The organism is Bacillus sp. FJAT-27225 (genome assembly GCF_001685025.1).
Taxonomy (GTDB): domain Bacteria; phylum Bacillota; class Bacilli; order Bacillales; family Cytobacillaceae; genus Bacillus_D.
The window spans coordinates 246064-261954 of record NZ_MAYU01000025.1; the positions used below are offsets into that span (position 1 = coordinate 246064).

The 15891-nt window shown below is 43.2% G+C and carries 15 protein-coding genes and 1 pseudogene; 15 read left to right on the forward strand and 1 reads right to left on the reverse strand.

The genetic code is table 11. The features are described from left to right. Window positions 1-127: 127 nt before the first annotated feature. The 10 genes from A8F94_RS23720 (at window position 128) to A8F94_RS23765 (ending at window position 8953) form a co-directional block, all read left to right on the forward strand. Window positions 128-976 carry a 3-hydroxyacyl-CoA dehydrogenase gene (locus A8F94_RS23720; protein WP_175384507.1) on the forward strand — a complete coding sequence of 283 codons (849 nt, stop codon included), beginning with the start codon at window positions 128-130 and terminating at the stop codon, window positions 974-976. Between the two features lie 94 nt (window positions 977-1070). Further along, entirely contained in the window at window positions 1071-1784 is a 714-nt protein-coding gene (locus A8F94_RS23725) for a CoA transferase subunit A (RefSeq protein WP_066206727.1), read from the forward strand. After that, entirely contained in the window at window positions 1765-2448 is a 684-nt protein-coding gene (locus A8F94_RS23730; RefSeq protein WP_066206729.1) for a 3-oxoacid CoA-transferase subunit B, read from the forward strand. Before A8F94_RS23725 ends, A8F94_RS23730 begins: the two co-directional genes overlap by 20 nt. 21 nt (window positions 2449-2469) lie before the next feature. Further along, the gene (locus tag A8F94_RS23735; protein ID WP_066206732.1) at window positions 2470-3246 is read left to right on the forward strand and encodes an enoyl-CoA hydratase/isomerase family protein; all 777 of its coding nucleotides are present in this window, start codon (window positions 2470-2472) and stop codon (window positions 3244-3246) included. A 60-nt stretch (window positions 3247-3306) separates the two neighbouring features. Further along, window positions 3307-4458: an acyl-CoA dehydrogenase family protein gene (locus tag A8F94_RS23740; protein WP_066206735.1), complete on the forward strand. Its 1152-nt coding sequence runs from the start codon at window positions 3307-3309 to the stop codon at window positions 4456-4458. A gap of 14 nt (window positions 4459-4472) precedes the next feature. Then, window positions 4473-5666 carry a thiolase family protein gene (locus A8F94_RS23745; protein WP_066206737.1) on the forward strand — a complete coding sequence of 398 codons (1194 nt, stop codon included), beginning with the start codon at window positions 4473-4475 and terminating at the stop codon, window positions 5664-5666. A gap of 18 nt (window positions 5667-5684) precedes the next feature. Beyond that, window positions 5685-6683, forward strand: a complete 999-nt coding sequence (locus A8F94_RS23750; RefSeq protein ID WP_066206740.1) for a hydroxyacid dehydrogenase — start codon at window positions 5685-5687, stop codon at window positions 6681-6683. Window positions 6684-6693: 10 nt separating this feature from the next. Continuing rightward, complete coding sequence (locus A8F94_RS23755) at window positions 6694-7773, forward strand: tartrate dehydrogenase (protein WP_066206743.1); 1080 nt, start codon at window positions 6694-6696, stop codon at window positions 7771-7773. Between the two features lie 426 nt (window positions 7774-8199). Beyond that, window positions 8200-8601, forward strand: a complete 402-nt coding sequence (locus A8F94_RS23760) for a hypothetical protein (protein ID WP_066206746.1) — start codon at window positions 8200-8202, stop codon at window positions 8599-8601. Window positions 8602-8653: 52 nt separating this feature from the next. Further along, window positions 8654-8953 carry a hypothetical protein gene (locus A8F94_RS23765; protein WP_066206749.1) on the forward strand — a complete coding sequence of 100 codons (300 nt, stop codon included), beginning with the start codon at window positions 8654-8656 and terminating at the stop codon, window positions 8951-8953. A gap of 393 nt (window positions 8954-9346) precedes the next feature. On the opposite strand, the gene A8F94_RS23770 is transcribed toward A8F94_RS23765, so the two are convergent. Beyond that, on the reverse strand, window positions 9347-10591 hold the full coding sequence (locus A8F94_RS23770; protein WP_066206752.1) for a CdaR family transcriptional regulator: 1245 nt from the start codon (window positions 10589-10591) through the stop codon (window positions 9347-9349). 200 nt (window positions 10592-10791) lie between these two features. Here A8F94_RS23770 and A8F94_RS23775 point away from each other — a divergent pair, with 200 nt between their 5' ends. The 5 genes and pseudogenes from A8F94_RS23775 to A8F94_RS23795 all read left to right on the forward strand — a co-directional run bounded on the left by A8F94_RS23775 (window position 10792) and on the right by A8F94_RS23795 (window position 15844). Further along, a complete protein-coding gene (locus tag A8F94_RS23775) occupies window positions 10792-11886 on the forward strand; it encodes an aromatic ring-hydroxylating oxygenase subunit alpha (protein WP_066206757.1) in 1095 nt (364 codons plus the stop codon). A gap of 86 nt (window positions 11887-11972) precedes the next feature. Next, window positions 11973-13394: an amino acid permease gene (locus A8F94_RS23780; protein WP_066206760.1), complete on the forward strand. Its 1422-nt coding sequence runs from the start codon at window positions 11973-11975 to the stop codon at window positions 13392-13394. Window positions 13395-13415: 21 nt separating this feature from the next. Then, the gene (locus tag A8F94_RS23785) at window positions 13416-14759 is read left to right on the forward strand and encodes a flavin monoamine oxidase family protein (RefSeq protein ID WP_066206764.1); all 1344 of its coding nucleotides are present in this window, start codon (window positions 13416-13418) and stop codon (window positions 14757-14759) included. Between the two features lie 86 nt (window positions 14760-14845). Further along, window positions 14846-15052: pseudogene (locus tag A8F94_RS23790) on the forward strand (DinB family protein); the annotation flags it as partial. 507 nt (window positions 15053-15559) lie between these two features. Next, the gene (locus A8F94_RS23795) at window positions 15560-15844 is read left to right on the forward strand and encodes an ArsR/SmtB family transcription factor (RefSeq protein ID WP_066206767.1); all 285 of its coding nucleotides are present in this window, start codon (window positions 15560-15562) and stop codon (window positions 15842-15844) included. The last annotated feature ends 47 nt before the right edge of the window (window positions 15845-15891 follow it).

Consider the following 15891-nt stretch of genomic DNA (forward strand, 5'->3'; position numbering starts at 1 on the left):
TACAAGAACATAGGAGTTTTAGTATGGGAAACAAACAAATATGGCATACAATTCAGAATATAATTGAAATCATATATGATTTGGTATATTATAATCGCAAATGAGCATGAAAGAGAGGGGAATACTTTTGGATACGTTAACAGTTGTCGGTTCCGGAGTGATGGGAAGGGGCATCGCTTATGTTGCTGCCCTCGGCGGGTTCCAGGTTTTTGTCAATGACGTCAGCCAGGCCAATCTCGATAAAGCTAAATCGTATATTGAAGCGGAAATGTCGAAAAGTGCCGACAGGGGTTTTTTAAGGAATGGGGATGTTGATAGAGCTATTAAAAACATAAACTATACAACAAGCCTCGAAGAAGCTGCCGGGAATGCCGATATTGTCATCGAAGCCGTTTTTGAATTAATCGAAGTGAAAGCCGAAATTTTTAAAAAACTGGACACCATATGCCCGGACCACACCATCCTTGCCACAAATACTTCTACGATGAGTCCTACAGAAATCGCCGCACAGACCTCCAGACCAGAAAAATGTATCGCCATGCATTTCTTTAATCCCGTCCACAAAATGAAGTTGATTGAAATCGTCAGAGGGCTGCAAACATCTGATGAAACGATGAATAAAGCAAGAGAAGTAAGCCGGAAATTAGGCAAAGAAACAGTGGAAGTGAATGAATTTCCCGGATTTGTTACCAGCCGCATGAATTGCCTGATTGGAAACGAGGCCATGAACATGCTGATGGAAGGAGTAGCCTCGGCTGAAGATATTGATAAAGCCATGAAACTCGGACTGAATCATCCAATGGGGCCGCTTGAGCTTGCAGACCTGGTTGGATTGGATACAAGGCTCCGCAACATGGAATACCTTTATAAAACGCTCGGTGAAAAGTACCGGCCATGTCCGCTTCTCATTAAATATGTCAAAGCCGGCAGACTTGGACGCAAATCAGGCCAGGGTTTCTATACGTATGAAAAATAATTTCCAGTAATTATCTAAATGCTCATATCGGTGCGGAATAGGCTCATATCTGCAGTAAATTGGCTCATAAGTTTTTCAAATTGGAGGGCAAATGATGAGCAATACGCTTTTTTGTGAAAAATTACGAACTACGGAAGATGCGATTCAATGGATTAAACATGGTGACCGGGTACTGGTCGGCGGCTTTGGTTTATGCGGCACACCCTTTACGCTGATCGATACAATTGCAGAATCTGACCATGCTAGGGAACTGACCATCATTAGCAATAACCTTGGTGAGGCCGGCAAAGGGCTTGGAAAACTATTAATCTCAAAGCATATCAAAAAAGCAGTCGGGTCGTATTTTACTTCAAACCGGGATGCCGTGAAAGCCTGGAAAAGCGGAGATTTGGAGATAGAGTTGATTCCCCAGGGAACGCTGGCCGAGGCGATCAGGGCAGGCGGTGCTGGGATTGCCGGTTTCTATACAAAGACCGCCGTTGGTACAAAGCTTGCTGAAGGGAAGGAAGAAAGAGTTTTTGATGGGGAGCGGTTTATTTTTGTCAGAGGGATAAAAGCAGATGTAGCTTTAATTAAAGCATTTAAAGCTGATACGCTTGGCAACCTGATTTATTCAAAAACAGCCCGGAACTTCAATCCGATGATGGCTACTGCCGCAAACCTGGTCATTGCAGAAGTCGATGAAATTGTAGAGGCGGGTACACTTGAACCCGAACAAATTGTCACTCCTCATGCCTATATTGACTTCATTGTCCTGAATGAACGATACAAAAAAGTGGGAGGGGTGTATGTTGAACGCAACCGATAAAAAGCAGGCTCAAAACCACCGAATTAGAATTGCAAAACGGATCGCCCGGGAACTCAATGAAGGGACAGTAGTGAATCTTGGCGTTGGCATCCCAACGCTTATCCAAAATTATTTAAATCCAGATAGTGGTATTTACCTTCAGTCAGAAAACGGATTATTGGGGATGGGGCCAACCCCGCCAAAAGAAGACACTGACATGGATCTGATTAGTGCAAGCAAGCACCCGATTACAATGGGGCTCGGGGCTTCAATTTTTTCGAGCTCGGATTCATTTGTGATGATCCGCGGCGGCCATGTTGATACAGCTGTTATGGGAGCACTTCAGGTCAGTGAAACCGGTGAGATAGCCAATTGGGCTGTGCCGGGAGAGGATATATTAGGAGTCGGTGGAGCGATGGATCTTGTGGCGAGTACGAAACGGATTATTATTGCGATTACCCATGTTACCAAAGACAATACTCCGAAAATAGTAAAAAAGCTTACGTATCCTACCAGTGGCATCCAAAGCGCCGAGATGATCGTAACAGAAAAAGCCGTGTTCCGCATCGAGTCAGGCAAACTGATTTTAACCGAAATTGCTTCAGATTCAAGCCTCGAAGAAATAAGAGCTTTAACCGAAGCCGAGTTTGCGGTTTCAGAACACCTGCAAACTATGAGTGAGTGACACTTGGAGGTGCAAAACGGTATGGAATTTACGAACATCCTCACCAGGACCGAAGAACACATCGGCTGGATCATCATTAATCGGCCCGAACAAAGAAATGCCTTAAATCTTGATACTCTCCTTGAAATAGAAAGAGCCTTGAATTTGTGGCGCACTAACGACGACATTCGGGTTGTGATCATAACCGGAGCAGGAGAGAAGTCATTTGCCGCAGGGGCGGATATTTCCCAATTAAACAAGCGGACGATGATCGAGGCTCTGCAACCGAATATGACAGCTACTTATCGAAAAATCGAAGACTATGAAAAGCCGACGATAGCAGCGATAAACGGATTTGCCCTCGGCGGAGGGCTGGAGCTCGCGCTTGCCTGTGATATACGGGTGGCTTCATTAAATGCGAAGCTGGGTCTGCCTGAAGTTGGTTTGGGAATCATCCCTGGTGCGGGAGGTACACAGAGACTTACACGAATCATCGGAAAAGGAAAAGCAATGGAGCTGATTTTAACCGGTGACATTATCACAGCAGAAGAAGCAGAGAAACTCGGGATTGTCAGCAAGGCTGTACCAAAGGAAGAGTTGCTTGAAACGGCAACGCTATATGCAAACAAACTAACCAAAAAAGCGCCGCTCGCTTTACGGCTGGCTAAAGCTGCCGTGAACCGCGGTGCGGATATCGAAATGGAAACGGCGCTTTACATTGAAAAGCTGTCACAGACAATTTTAATGGGATCGGACGATAAACGGGAAGGGACCGAGGCGTTCCTTGAGAAAAGGCAGCCAAACTTTAAGGGCAAGTAAGGCGATCCTTTGTCAGGAAAGACTGTCCGCTATACGAAGGCAAAGATAGGGGGAGCAAACATGGATTTTACTTTTTCGGAGGATATTCAGCTTTTAAAAAAGGCTGTCCACGATTTTGTCCAGGGGGAAGTAGAGAAGGTTGCAATGGAGATTGAGGAAAACGATGAAATTCCTGAGTATATTGTTGAGGCATCGAAGGAGATGGGTTTATTTGGGCTAAGCATCCCCGAAGAGTACGGCGGCCTCGGGCTCGATATGGTGGGCAAATGTGCGATATATGAAGAATTGGGAATGACCCATAACGGCTATACCACATTGATTGGAGCCCACACTGGAATTGGTTCAGTAGGGATTGTCGAGCTTGGCACGAAGGAGCAAAAAGAAAAGTACCTGCCGAAAATGGCGACCGGTGATTGGATTGGCGCCTTTGCCCTGACGGAGCCTAGTGCCGGTTCGAATGCAGCCAATTTAAAAACAAGAGCTGTCAGGAGAGGCGATAAATATATCCTGAATGGCTCAAAACACTATATTACCAATGCCGTATGCGGCCATGTGTTCACGGTAATGGCAGTGACAGACCCATCCAAGGGCGCAAAGGGGATTACTTCTTTTATAGTAGAAAAAGATTTTCCTGGTTTCATAGTTGGAAATGTTGAAAAAAAGATGGGGCTGCGCGGCTCTCATTCCGCCGAGCTCTTTTTTGAAGATTGCGAGGTACCCGCAGAAAACGTCCTCGGAGAAGAAGGAAAAGGATATGTGAACGCTTTGAAAATCCTTGCGAACGGGCGGGCCGGCCTTGCGGCGAGAAATCTCGGCTCCTGCGAAAAATTGCTGGAGCTCAGTACCGACTATGCGATGCAGCGGATTCAATTTGACAAACCGATTTTTGAACAGCAAGCAGTCCAGCACATGCTCGCTGACATGGCAATGGAAATTGAGCTGCTCCGTTCCATAACGTACCGGGTCGCCTGGATGGCGGATAAAGGAATGCGGGTAGTAAAAGAGGCGGCAATGGCAAAGCTGTATGGATCTGAAGTCTATAACCGCGTCGCTGACCTTGCAGTCCAGATTCATGGAGGCATTGGCTATATGAGAGATTATCCGATTGAGAGATTTTACCGGGATGCCCGGATTACAAAAATTTATGAAGGAACAAGCCAAATTCAAAGGAACATTATCGCCAACGAACTAAAACGCGAGTTCTTGAGATAAGAAGGGAGCCTATGATGAGAAATGTCGTTATCATTGCTGGTGTACGCACGGCAATTGGCAGAATGGGTGGAACGTTAAAAGATGTCGACGTTGATTTTTTATCAGAAAAAGTCATGCGTGAAGCAATAAGGAGAAGCACTATTGATGGAGGGGCTATCGATGAAGTGGTTTGGGGCCATGCAAAACAAAGCTCGGACGTTCCAAACCTTGCCCGCCTGGCACTGCTCCGGGCAGGACTTCCAATTGATGTTCCCGGCTATACTGTCCACCGCCAGTGCGGGTCAGGCCTTCAGGCAATCAATAATGCCGCACAGCAGATAATGTGCAGTTTATCAGATATAATTTTAGCAGGCGGTGCAGAAAGCATGAGTACCGCACCCTATTATTTAAGGAAAGCCCGTTACGGATATGGGGCGGGCAATGCAGAACTAGTCGACCCTAATACAGAAAGCCAGCCACGGGCACAGCCGATTGAGGTATATGGTAATTTGACGATGGGGCTGACTGCCGAGAATCTTGCCGAGAAATATGGAATCAGCCGCGAGGAGCAGGATGAATTTGCATTTTCAAGCCAGCAAAAGGCAGCTGAGGCCATCACTAAAGGCAAGTTTAAAGACGAGATTGTCCCGTATGAACTCAAACAAAGAAAAGAAACGATTGTTTTTGACACGGACGAACACCCAAGGATGACAAGCCTGGAAAAATTAGCTTCCTTAAAGCCTGTATTTAAACAGGGTGGCACCGTTACTGCCGGAAATGCTAGCGGTCGCAATGATGGTGCGGCAGCCCTTATTGTCATGGCTGAGGAAGAGGCTGAGAAACGCGGACTAAAAGCCCGTCTCCGGATTGTCTCACAAGCGGCGGTGGGTGTTGCTCCGGAAATAATGGGAATTGGGCCGGCACCTGCAACACTTAAAGCTCTTAAACTTGCAGGCTTATCGCTAAAAGATATTGATTTAATAGAGCTTAACGAGGCGTTTGCAGCACAGGCACTTGCATGTGTAAAAGAGCTTGGAATTGATCAAAAGAAATTGAATGTCAATGGCGGGGCGATTGCGCTCGGCCACCCGATTGGCGGTACAGGCGCAATCCTGACGGTCAAAATCATGAATGAGCTGGAACGGCGTGGTGCGAGGTACGGGTTAATCACTGCTTGTATAGGGGGCGGCCAGGGAATCGCCACGATTGTAGAAAATCTTCGTGTTTAAGGATCGGGAGGAAATAGGATGAGTAAGCCTAGAGTATTACAAATTTTGTCCATGTATCACCCTGACGGGGAGAGAGTGCTGAAAGCGGGTGCTGAGGTCATCCGCACTGACCAGTACGACATTCCCCATCTTTGCAATGCAGTAAAAAATGTTGACGCCATTGTCCTTAGGGCGCCGGCTAAAATAACACCGGATGTTATTGATGCTGCTGGCCCCGGCTTGAAAGTTATCTCCGGGGCAGGTGTCGGCCTTGACAATATCGACGTCGCATACGCAACTGAGAAAGGAATACCTGTACTTCATGCGCCATCCGTGAATAAGGTTTCAACTGCGGAACATGCAGTCATGCTGATTATGGCGCTCGCAAAATCCGTGATTCCGTTCCATGAACAAATGAAAATCGGCAACTATGGATCGAGGATGGAAATTCCTTCGTTTGAACTGAAAGGGAAAAAGGCAGGACTAATCGGGTTTGGCAACATTGCGCAGCAAGTGGCCAAACGCCTGAAACTGGGCTTTGATATGGACGTAACCGCCTGGGTGCGGGAATATAAACCGGAAAAACACAGATATGCAGATGAAATAGGCATTAAAATTTCTACAGATATGGAAGATGTTTTTCGGGAGTCCGATTTTGTTTCACTGCATATTCCATTAAATCAGTATACAAAGCATTCAATTGACAGCAAGCTGTTCTCGATAATGAAGCCGACAGCCTATTTAATTAATACAGCCCGCGGTGCGGTTGTAAATCAAACCGATTTGTATGATGCGTTGAAGGACGGAAAGTTGGCTGGAGCCGGATTGGATGTGTTCGATCCAGAGCCACCGCCAAAAAATCTGCCATTATTATCGCTTGCCAATGTAGTTGTCACTCCGCATGTCGGGGGAACGACTGTGGAAGCAAATCAAATCATGGCGACAACCGTAGCCGAGAATGTCATCAATGTCCTTCATGGAAAAAAGCCGGCGCATATTGGCAATCCCGAAGTACTAGCTACAAAACTATTCGACTAGGAGAAATGATATGGAACATTACTCTATAGCCCTGCTTCCAGGTGATGGAATCGGGGTGGATGTTGTCAGGGAAGGAAAGAAAGTATTGGATACTGTCTCGGCGCTCCACGGCGGCCTATCATTCAACTATCAGGAGTTTGACTGGAGCTGTGAGTATTATGCCAGGCATGGAAAAATGATGCCACACGATGGGTTGGACATCTTAAAAGCATTCGACACGATTTTCCTTGGTGCTGTTGGTTACCCAGGTGTACCGGACCATGTCTCCCTATGGGGGCTGCTATTGCCAATCAGGCGCCAGTTTGAACAATATATAAATATACGCCCGATTAAACTGCTAAAAGGAATCCAGTCTCCACTGGCCGGGAAAACCAGTGAGGATCTCGATTTTATTGTAATCCGCGAAAACAATGAAGGGGAATATTCCAGCATTGGCGGGCGGATGTATCAGGGAACAGACATGGATATGGCCATCCAGAACAGTGTTTTTACCAAAAAAGGGGTAGAAAGGGTTTTACGATACGCCTTTGACGTTTCACAAAAGCGAAATGGAAAAAAACATATTACGGCTGCCACGAAATCGAACGGAATCAATCACACGATGCCGTTCTGGGATGAGTATGTCGAGAAAATTGGCCGGGAGTTTCCTGACATTGGAAGGAGTACTGTGCATATCGATGCCCTTGCTGCGTTTTTTGTCAGCAAGCCGGAAACATTTGATGTTGTCGTCGCTTCCAACCTCTTCGGCGATATTCTGACCGATTTAGGGGCAGCCATCGTTGGCGGGCTCGGAATTGCACCGTCGGCGAATATTAACCCAGAAAAGAAATACCCTTCGATGTTTGAGCCTGTCCACGGTTCCGCACCCGATATCGCGGGGAAAGGAATCGCCAATCCGATTGCTTCTATTTGGTGCACGAGTATGATGCTCGACCATTTTGGCCAAACCGAAGCAGCAAGTGCAATCATTAACGCAATGGAGGATGTCCTTCAGGAAAAGCACATGCTTACTCCTGACCTGGGAGGGAAAGCTACCACAGAACAGGTTGGAGATTATATATGCGAAAAACTTACAGCCCGTTTAGGGTGAGTATTTTTATTAAAAAGAGGCAGCATGTAATGGATTTCGTTTCCAATCGAAAACATTAAAAATGTAACTTACAATGAGTCAAAGCGTTATTCCACATGGAGTAACGCTTTTGACTACTTTACGATTCAGTATTAATAATTAAATAGACAAACTTGCATCTTCCAAATGCTCTTCTGGTGATATACTGCTGTGGTTGCTTGGAATGATGGAAGCTCTGTGTATCATTGTTAACTTATCATTACTTTTAATAGTGGAAACGGTGCGTTGATTGTTTCAGAATAGGATTAACTGTCATTTTGCTTGGATGCCTAATTATGTATAGTGAGGTTATTGCACTGGAAATTAAGGGGAATTTACATAACTATTATTCAAGGTTATGCTTATAATGGTTAAAAGTATATGTGATTGTTGAGAGGGATGTTTTCAATGACAGTTCATTATTTTATCGCTACATTAAAACCTATTCCTCAATATCACTCAAGTGAAAATAATGCTCCATTTCTAAATGGTGAAGCATATAAGGAAAGTTTGCCGTTTACCCTTCCTTATGTTTATGAACTAGGAGGAGAAGACATTGAATTTATTACATTTGTGGATGCATTTATGGATTTAGGGGACGTACTAGAATTATATATATTTGAGGAAGGGCGACAAGGTTATCCCTTATCGCATAATTATCCAGAAGAGGCTAGAACAATTAATCTCTTTAAAAAAACATACAAGGATCAATATGGTGAATATCAATTAGACTCAAAGAAATGGAAAGAAGAGCTTTCCAGACGGACTATTGCATCAAAACGAAGTGTGACTACATTCGTTAAATACTAGTAACCTGCTGCTTTCAAACAAGCGGGTGTTTTAATTTAGGAGTGGCGATGTTTTGAAAAGATTATATACCGTTTTTTATATTGCTAAGAAACCTCGTCAAATTTTAGGTGGATTCGAGGTATTATCATTTGTGGGAACAAAAGAAGAATTTCTGAAAGTAATAACCTCGATTATCCTTTCTAAATATGGATGTTATAAAGTAAAAGTTCTCCAAGAAACACCTATAAATATGTATATTGTCGGGATAAAGAGGAGAGGGAGAATGAAAGAATTTAGAGTTTTTATAAAAGATGTCCCTAACACACATCTCAACATTCCTCAACTATCATTCCGTCGGTTTTGCGATTCATGAATGGACAGGTGATGGGGATAGAAATAAATGCTTGGAGAAATTTTTAATGTCAATCCGCCCATTGAGATAAGGATAAAGAATACGAAAGTGGCTGTTACGTTTCCGTTTCACAGCGAAAAAAATTAGCGGAAGAATTCCGCTAAAATTGGGAAATACCGATATTTCTTTAAAAATAAGAGGAGTTACTCCGTTTATTTTATCCAAATCTTTGGATTTTGCTTTATTTAGAGTAGTTATCCGGAATATCTCCGCTTATGAATTCTCTTATCTCCACAAATCTCAATACTGAGAAAGCGCAAACAGTTCTACATGTGATACTGCAATTATAGTTTGCATTTTCCTGCATAAATTCTCCTTTTGAAATAGGAAACAGAACCTGTCAGCACCCCCGTTTTACAATAGGCTTTGTTTTTCAATAGGTAAGGTAAATTTGTTTCTCTGCTCCTCATAACAGTGAATGGCGGAATAAAGCAGCATGCACTGTTCAAAATTGTTTGTTTGCAGGGACGTAATTTCACTTATTCTTTCCAATCTGTAGATAATCGTATTTCGGTGTATGTACATATTTCTGGAAGCTTCACTAAGATTCATATTGTATTTGCAAAAACCGAGGAAGGTGGAGGCTAAAATTTCATAATTGTCTTGCCTGATCAGTGGGCTAATAAAATTCAAAAGTTTCGTTTGGTAGTCTTGGCTCAACTCTTTAGGAAGCATTCGGATCAAGGTTTCCCGCTCATTGAATAAATGGACAGCTGATTCACGATTCAACTGAGTCCCGATGCTCATCGCATGAATTGCATTTTGGTAGGATTGGGCGACCCCACCCAGGCCGGTATGGACATCTCCTATAGAGATACAGGCCGCAGCCTTATATTTCGATTCAAGGAACCGGCTGATTTTTACAAGTTTTTCATCAAGGCTCTCCAACAGGGCAGAATATGAACCAGGAAAGGGCAGGGATTTAATGACGATAATACGTTCCAGGCTCAAAAATGAAATCATATCATCCTTTTGTTCATGGAAAATGATTCGCAAGAAGCTCAAAACCTCTTGTTGGAAAAATTGGAGGGGGAAGCTGCCATAATACTCGTCCGACGTCTTCCTAAGCGAAATTTCTTCCGATAAGTTCTTAATATCAATAAGCAGGCAAATCCGGCTTTTTTCCATATTGAACTCTAGCAATTTAGCGGACTGGAGCAGTTGTTCAGAAACCTCACTTTCTTCCTCTCTATAATGGATGAGCTGATGGACGAACATCTCAATCATTTTCCCTTTAAGTTCGATCATCTCTTTTCGAAACGCTTCCTGGCACATCATTTCTACCTGGTTTTTTACAAGCTGGACGTATTTTTCAACTTCGCGCGGTTCGCCCACGATTCCAAGAACTCCAATAATTTTATGGTTAAACTTTAACGGAGCTGAAACGCCAGGGAGGATTTGCTTTTCTATTTCATTTTTACACTCTATCATTTCATTCTTTTTGATAACTTCGAGAGAGGGCTGATGAAAGATGCCGATCCGGCTTTTATCGGTGGAACCAATGATGATGCCCTGATTATCCGTAATACTAATCGGAAACTCCAAAATCGCACTCGTTCTCTCAACGATATCTTGGGCAATATACTCCAGTATTTTCATGCGGTCTCTCCTTTCTTTTATAAAATGGCTTACAAATGGAAAATAGATGAATAGAGGAGGCAAGTCTATCATTTTAGTAAAAAGAAACAAAAATGATAAGCTGCCATTTTTGTTTTTTGGTTGAATTATACATACTATTCAGAATATTTATACCATATAATAATCTCATTATCAACAAGTTGAAAAAAGGAGGGAAAATCATGGATGGAAAGGATTTCAGAGTAAGTGAAAAACTGAGTGAAGCCCATACACTGCCTTCGTGGCTGTATACAAATCCGGAAGTTCTGAAAGTGGAAAAGGAAGCAATTTTTGGCAGGACATGGCAGTATGTAGCACACTTAAGCCAGTTGGATAAACCCGGGGATTTTATAACAGCGGAAATAGCAGGAAAACCAATTATTGTAAATCGGGGTTCGGATGGGGTTATCCGGGCATTTTATAATGTTTGCTCACATCGGGCCGCAAAACTCGTGGAAGGGGAAGGTAATAAAGCTGTATTTACATGTCCATATCATGCCTGGTCCTACCGCAATGACGGTTCTCTTCTTAGGGCACCAAATATGGGTGGCTGCGAGAACTTCCACCATGAAGATTTTTGTTTAAAAACAATTAAAACAGAAATCGTCCACTCATTCGTCTTTATAAATCTAGATCCAAACGCCCCATCTATGAAAAGCCAATTCCCAAACCTATTCAAGCATACTGAGAAATTCGGCCTTGGCAACTTAAAGCGCACCCGTGTGAAGGAAACAATATGTCGGTCCAACTGGAAAGTAGGCATTGATAACTATCTGGAATGCGACCATTGCTCACTTGTCCATAAGACACTCGTTTCCAAACTTGATATGAAACAATACGAAATGGAGATGTACGACTATTATTCCTATCAAGGCACACCGCTAAAAGGGAAGGGGTCAGACTTTGGAATGGGAGAAGGGGGCAGGTATTATTGGCTTTATCCGAATACATGGTTTTCGTTTGATCCTGGCCCGGCCAATTTATCCATTCATCAATCGATTCCAATTGACCATAAAACAACCAAGTATGTCTATACAACTTTTTTCATGCAGGATGAAATGACAGAGGAAGAAGAAGAGCTGCTTAAAATGGATGACCTTGTGAGAAAAGAGGACCTGGATATTTGCGAGGTGGTTCAAAAGGGCTTGGAAACGGGCGCCTATACGCAGGGAAGATTCTCTTTAACTGAAAATCTCGTTCATCACTTCCATTTAATCTTGCAAAAAGACCTTGAAACCATCCTTCCGCTGGCAAAAGACCCATCAGCTGCGATTTAATCCAAAAGAGAATATCACTTTTTTAAACAATATGTAAGCGATTCCAAAACAAAACCATTTATTTAAAGAGGAAGCTAGGTGATAGGATGTCAACGAATCAACCAAGCCAGCCATCATTAAAGCGGGCAATGAAAAGCAGACACCTCTTTATGATGTCACTGGGTGGAATTATCGGTACAGGACTGTTTCTCGGCTCAGGCTATGCGATTGGCGAGGCAGGGCCGCTTGGTGCGATCCTTGCTTATTTGGTTGGCGGGCTGCTGATGTATTTGGCGATGGTCTGTCTTGGAGAACTTTCTGTATTCATGCCGGTTTCAGGATCGTTCCAGGCTCACGCAACAAAATTTATTGGCCCGGCAACAGGCTTTGTGATCGGCTGGGTGTATTGGCTTAGCTGGGCGATGTATGTCGGGCTTGAGTTTGTTGCCGCAGCAGTTTTGATGAAACGATGGTTTCCAGACGTTTCAACATGGATTTGGAGCGCAATTTTTGTTGTTTTATTGTTCGGAATTAATGCTCTGGCTACAAAAGCGTTTGCCGAGACGGAATACTGGTTTGCCGGCATCAAAGTTTTTGCAGTCATTTTATTCATTATTATTGGTTTGTCTGCAGTATTCGGATTGATTAGTCTCGACAGCGAACCTACTCCATACTTGAGTAACTTTGTTGGTGATGGATTGCTCCCTGCCGGTATGATAGGGGTATTTATCTCGATGATGTCAGTCATTTATGCGTTTCAGGGTGCCGAAATTATGGGTGTTGCTGCAGGAGAAACGGAAGAGCCCGAAAAAAATATCCCCCGAGCCATCCGGACAATTGTAATCAGGATTCTTTTATTCTATATTCTGGCGATATTTGTCCTGTCCGCCCTGGTTCCGTATAAAGAAGCAGGGGTTCTCGAAAGCCCATTTGTAACTGTATTTGATATGGTGGGGATTCCTTATGCCGCTGATATCATGAATTTTGTAATTTTGACAGCGATTCTTTCAGTTGGGAATACCGGATTATTTGCTTGCACAAGGATTTTGTATTCCTTGTCTGAAACTGGAATGGCACCAAAGCTTTTTGGCAAATTGGATAAACGAGGAGTTCCTTTATATTCCTTGGCAGTTACCCTTGGCTTTGCCCTGCTTTCTTTGCTCACAAGCGTGGTTGCGGCGGATACACTGTTTGTAATTCTACTGGCTGTTAGCGGGATAGGCGGGACACTGACTTGGCTGGTAATTGCTGTGGCTCAAATTGGTTTTCGCAGGCAGTTCATTAAAAATGGCGGCAAACTGGAAGATTTGAAATTTAGGGTTCGGCTCTACCCATTTGTTCCGATCCTTTGTATTGTTATTTGCCTGTTCATTTTCGGCTTTATGGCGTTTGATGCAACACAGCGAACTTCGCTTTATTGGGGATTTGGCTTTATTGCTGCATGTTATGGCTATTATTATCTTAAATTTAAACGAAAACAGGTTACACTTCCGATGGATACTGCAAAAGTAGAGACGGAAGAAATTTAACTCATATACAGGAGGCTATCGATGAATCATTCCGGTCATTACGATGTCATTATAATCGGCGGCGGCTTTTCAGGAGTTACCGCTGCCAGAGAACTGAAATCACTGGGATACTCGGTCCTGATCCTCGAAGCCCGGGACCGTCTTGGAGGGAGGACATGGGTTGATTATCGCCTCGGTACGGAACTGGAGATGGGTGGAACCTATGTGCATTGGCATCAGCCATTTGTTTGGTCGGAAATCACCCGTTACGGTTTGGAACTCGTAACAGGCCCAACACCTGAAAAAATGTACTATATTACCAATGGTAAAGTAAACTCAGCCTTACATGGCGAATTTAAAGCAAAACTTAGAAACACGGTTGAACGGTTAATGAGCGAGAGTAATAAGCATATGCCTCTGCCATTTCAGCCATTAGCATTGGATAGTTTTAAAGAGTTGGATAAAGTTACTGCAGCCCAGTTTATGAAGGATTTCGGCCTAAGCAAGGAGGAATACGAGATTTTGCATGGCTGGATTGCCTCGGATTATTGTGGCGCTCCTGAAGAAGGGGCAATCACACAAATTTTCCGCTGGTGGGCTTTCTCTCAAGGGAAGTGGGATACACATAGTGCGATGGTTTCAAGTTACAGGCTAAAGCGTGGAACAAAAGAGCTGATTGAAGCAATCGCCGGGGATGCAAATGCAGATATCCAACTCTCAGCGGCCGTAGAAAAGGTTGAACAGGATGCTGGCCAAGTAACGGTTTATACCGCGGAGGGTTCCAGCTATCACGGAAATGCTCTCATTGCAACTGTCCCATTATCGACATTGAAGGATATCGAATTTATGCCGGCCCTTTCTCCTGAAAAACTGGCCTCCTCAAGGGAAGGCCAGACTTCTAAAGGCGTGAAGGTTTGGGCACGGATCAAGGGAGTACTTGAGCCATTTGATGCACTGGCACCGGGATGGTACCCGTTAAATTCTGTTCATTTGGACCGGTATGTGGACGATGACAGCATTGTAGTTGGATTCGGTCCAGATGCGTCAATCCTGAAACCTGAAGACAGGGCGTCAGTTGAAAAAGCCTTGCAGCTTTGGCTGCCCGACATAGAGGTTGTTGAAAGCACAGGACATGACTGGGTGAATGATCAATTTTCGAAGGAAACATGGCCAATGCTAAAGCTAAATCAATTAACTGCGTACCATCAGGAATGGAATACCCCTGAAAATGCAGTGTTTTTGGCAGGATCAACATACGCAACCGGGTGGGCAGGCTTTATTGATGGTGCAATCGAATCGGGTATTACGACTGGCAGGAAGGTTCATAAGTATTTGTGCAGTCGTCAATCTGCTAAAATGGATCTTTCCGTTGAATCGGTTTTATAATTGGATTCGAACAAAAAAACACCTTCCCTGTTTTTGGAACGGGTTCGGTTTTCGTACAAAAACGTAATTCGCATACAAATTAGCAGTCTGACAATAACCTTGGAGAAGAATTGGACATTTATGGGCAGAAATTCACCAAGGGGGAACTATTATTTTTTTTAATACAACATCAAATTCATCATAGAGGACAAATGACTATTCTTATGCGTCAAGCTGGTTTATCAGTTCCAGGTCTTTATGGTCCATCAAAAGAGGAATGGGCTGAGATGGGTATGGAAGCTCCTAAAATTTGATTGTAATTATTGTATATTGGTAATAAGAACAGGGCTATTATACATTCCTGTTCTTATTTAATTTAAATGGGGTCGCGTATATAAAAATAAGATTGTGAAGAATTACACTTAAATAAACGGGTGCGTTATCCCAGCAGGATTAACCGCCTTTTTGTTAATTTTCTGGTTGAACAAACGATGGCAGGATAGTTTAATAAGGATTTTGGGAAAAAACGAATTAAACGTGATGAAGGACTTGTCAAGGGGGGAGAAATATTTGTATTCAAAAGATAAATAGTTCTTATATCGCGTTGGCTGTCATTTCAATGATCTTAGGACCGCTTACTGTCGGTACTTCCTTTGTTAGGCGAATTAGACCCATTTTGGGCAAAAATTTAAAGGAGCAATCAACATGAAAGTCGGAAGAAGAAAAATGGGTTTGACAGAAGATGATAAATAAAATATTATTTATATATTAAATATCGTTAAATCTCGATATAACGAATCGATTGAAAGGAGGATTAAGTATTGATAAATGGAGAAATCCATCAATTTCTTAGAGCACTTGCAAGTGAAAAGCGACAGGAAATTATGTTTCTGTTTCTGGATAGAAATGAAGTAACAGTAAATGAAGTTGCAGATTTAGTTGGTATAGGTCAATCCACTGCCTCCGAACAATTAGCGATATTAAAAAAAGCAGGTTTACTTTTTTCGCGTAAGCAAGGAAAGGTTGTATATTATTCAACCGATAAAAACAAAATTATGCAGTTATTGCGAGACTTTAATCAATTACTGACTAACTGCTGTAAATAGAACATATAGGAATATCTATATGTTCATCTTTTGATAAAACGTATCGT

Coding starts and splice junctions, on each gene's coding strand:
- A8F94_RS23725 (WP_066206727.1), top strand. CDS start 1,071: ATGAGCAATACGCTTTTTTGTGAAAAATTACGAACTACGGAAGATGCG.
- A8F94_RS23730 (WP_066206729.1), top strand. CDS start 1,765: ATGTTGAACGCAACCGATAAAAAGCAGGCTCAAAACCACCGAATTAGA.
- A8F94_RS23735 (WP_066206732.1), top strand. CDS start 2,470: ATGGAATTTACGAACATCCTCACCAGGACCGAAGAACACATCGGCTGG.
- A8F94_RS23740 (WP_066206735.1), top strand. CDS start 3,307: ATGGATTTTACTTTTTCGGAGGATATTCAGCTTTTAAAAAAGGCTGTC.
- A8F94_RS23745 (WP_066206737.1), top strand. CDS start 4,473: ATGAGAAATGTCGTTATCATTGCTGGTGTACGCACGGCAATTGGCAGA.
- A8F94_RS23750 (WP_066206740.1), top strand. CDS start 5,685: ATGAGTAAGCCTAGAGTATTACAAATTTTGTCCATGTATCACCCTGAC.
- A8F94_RS23755 (WP_066206743.1), top strand. CDS start 6,694: ATGGAACATTACTCTATAGCCCTGCTTCCAGGTGATGGAATCGGGGTG.
- A8F94_RS23760 (WP_066206746.1), top strand. CDS start 8,200: ATGACAGTTCATTATTTTATCGCTACATTAAAACCTATTCCTCAATAT.
- A8F94_RS23770 (WP_066206752.1), bottom strand. CDS start 10,591: ATGAAAATACTGGAGTATATTGCCCAAGATATCGTTGAGAGAACGAGT.
- A8F94_RS23775 (WP_066206757.1), top strand. CDS start 10,792: ATGGATGGAAAGGATTTCAGAGTAAGTGAAAAACTGAGTGAAGCCCAT.
- A8F94_RS23780 (WP_066206760.1), top strand. CDS start 11,973: ATGTCAACGAATCAACCAAGCCAGCCATCATTAAAGCGGGCAATGAAA.
- A8F94_RS23785 (WP_066206764.1), top strand. CDS start 13,416: ATGAATCATTCCGGTCATTACGATGTCATTATAATCGGCGGCGGCTTT.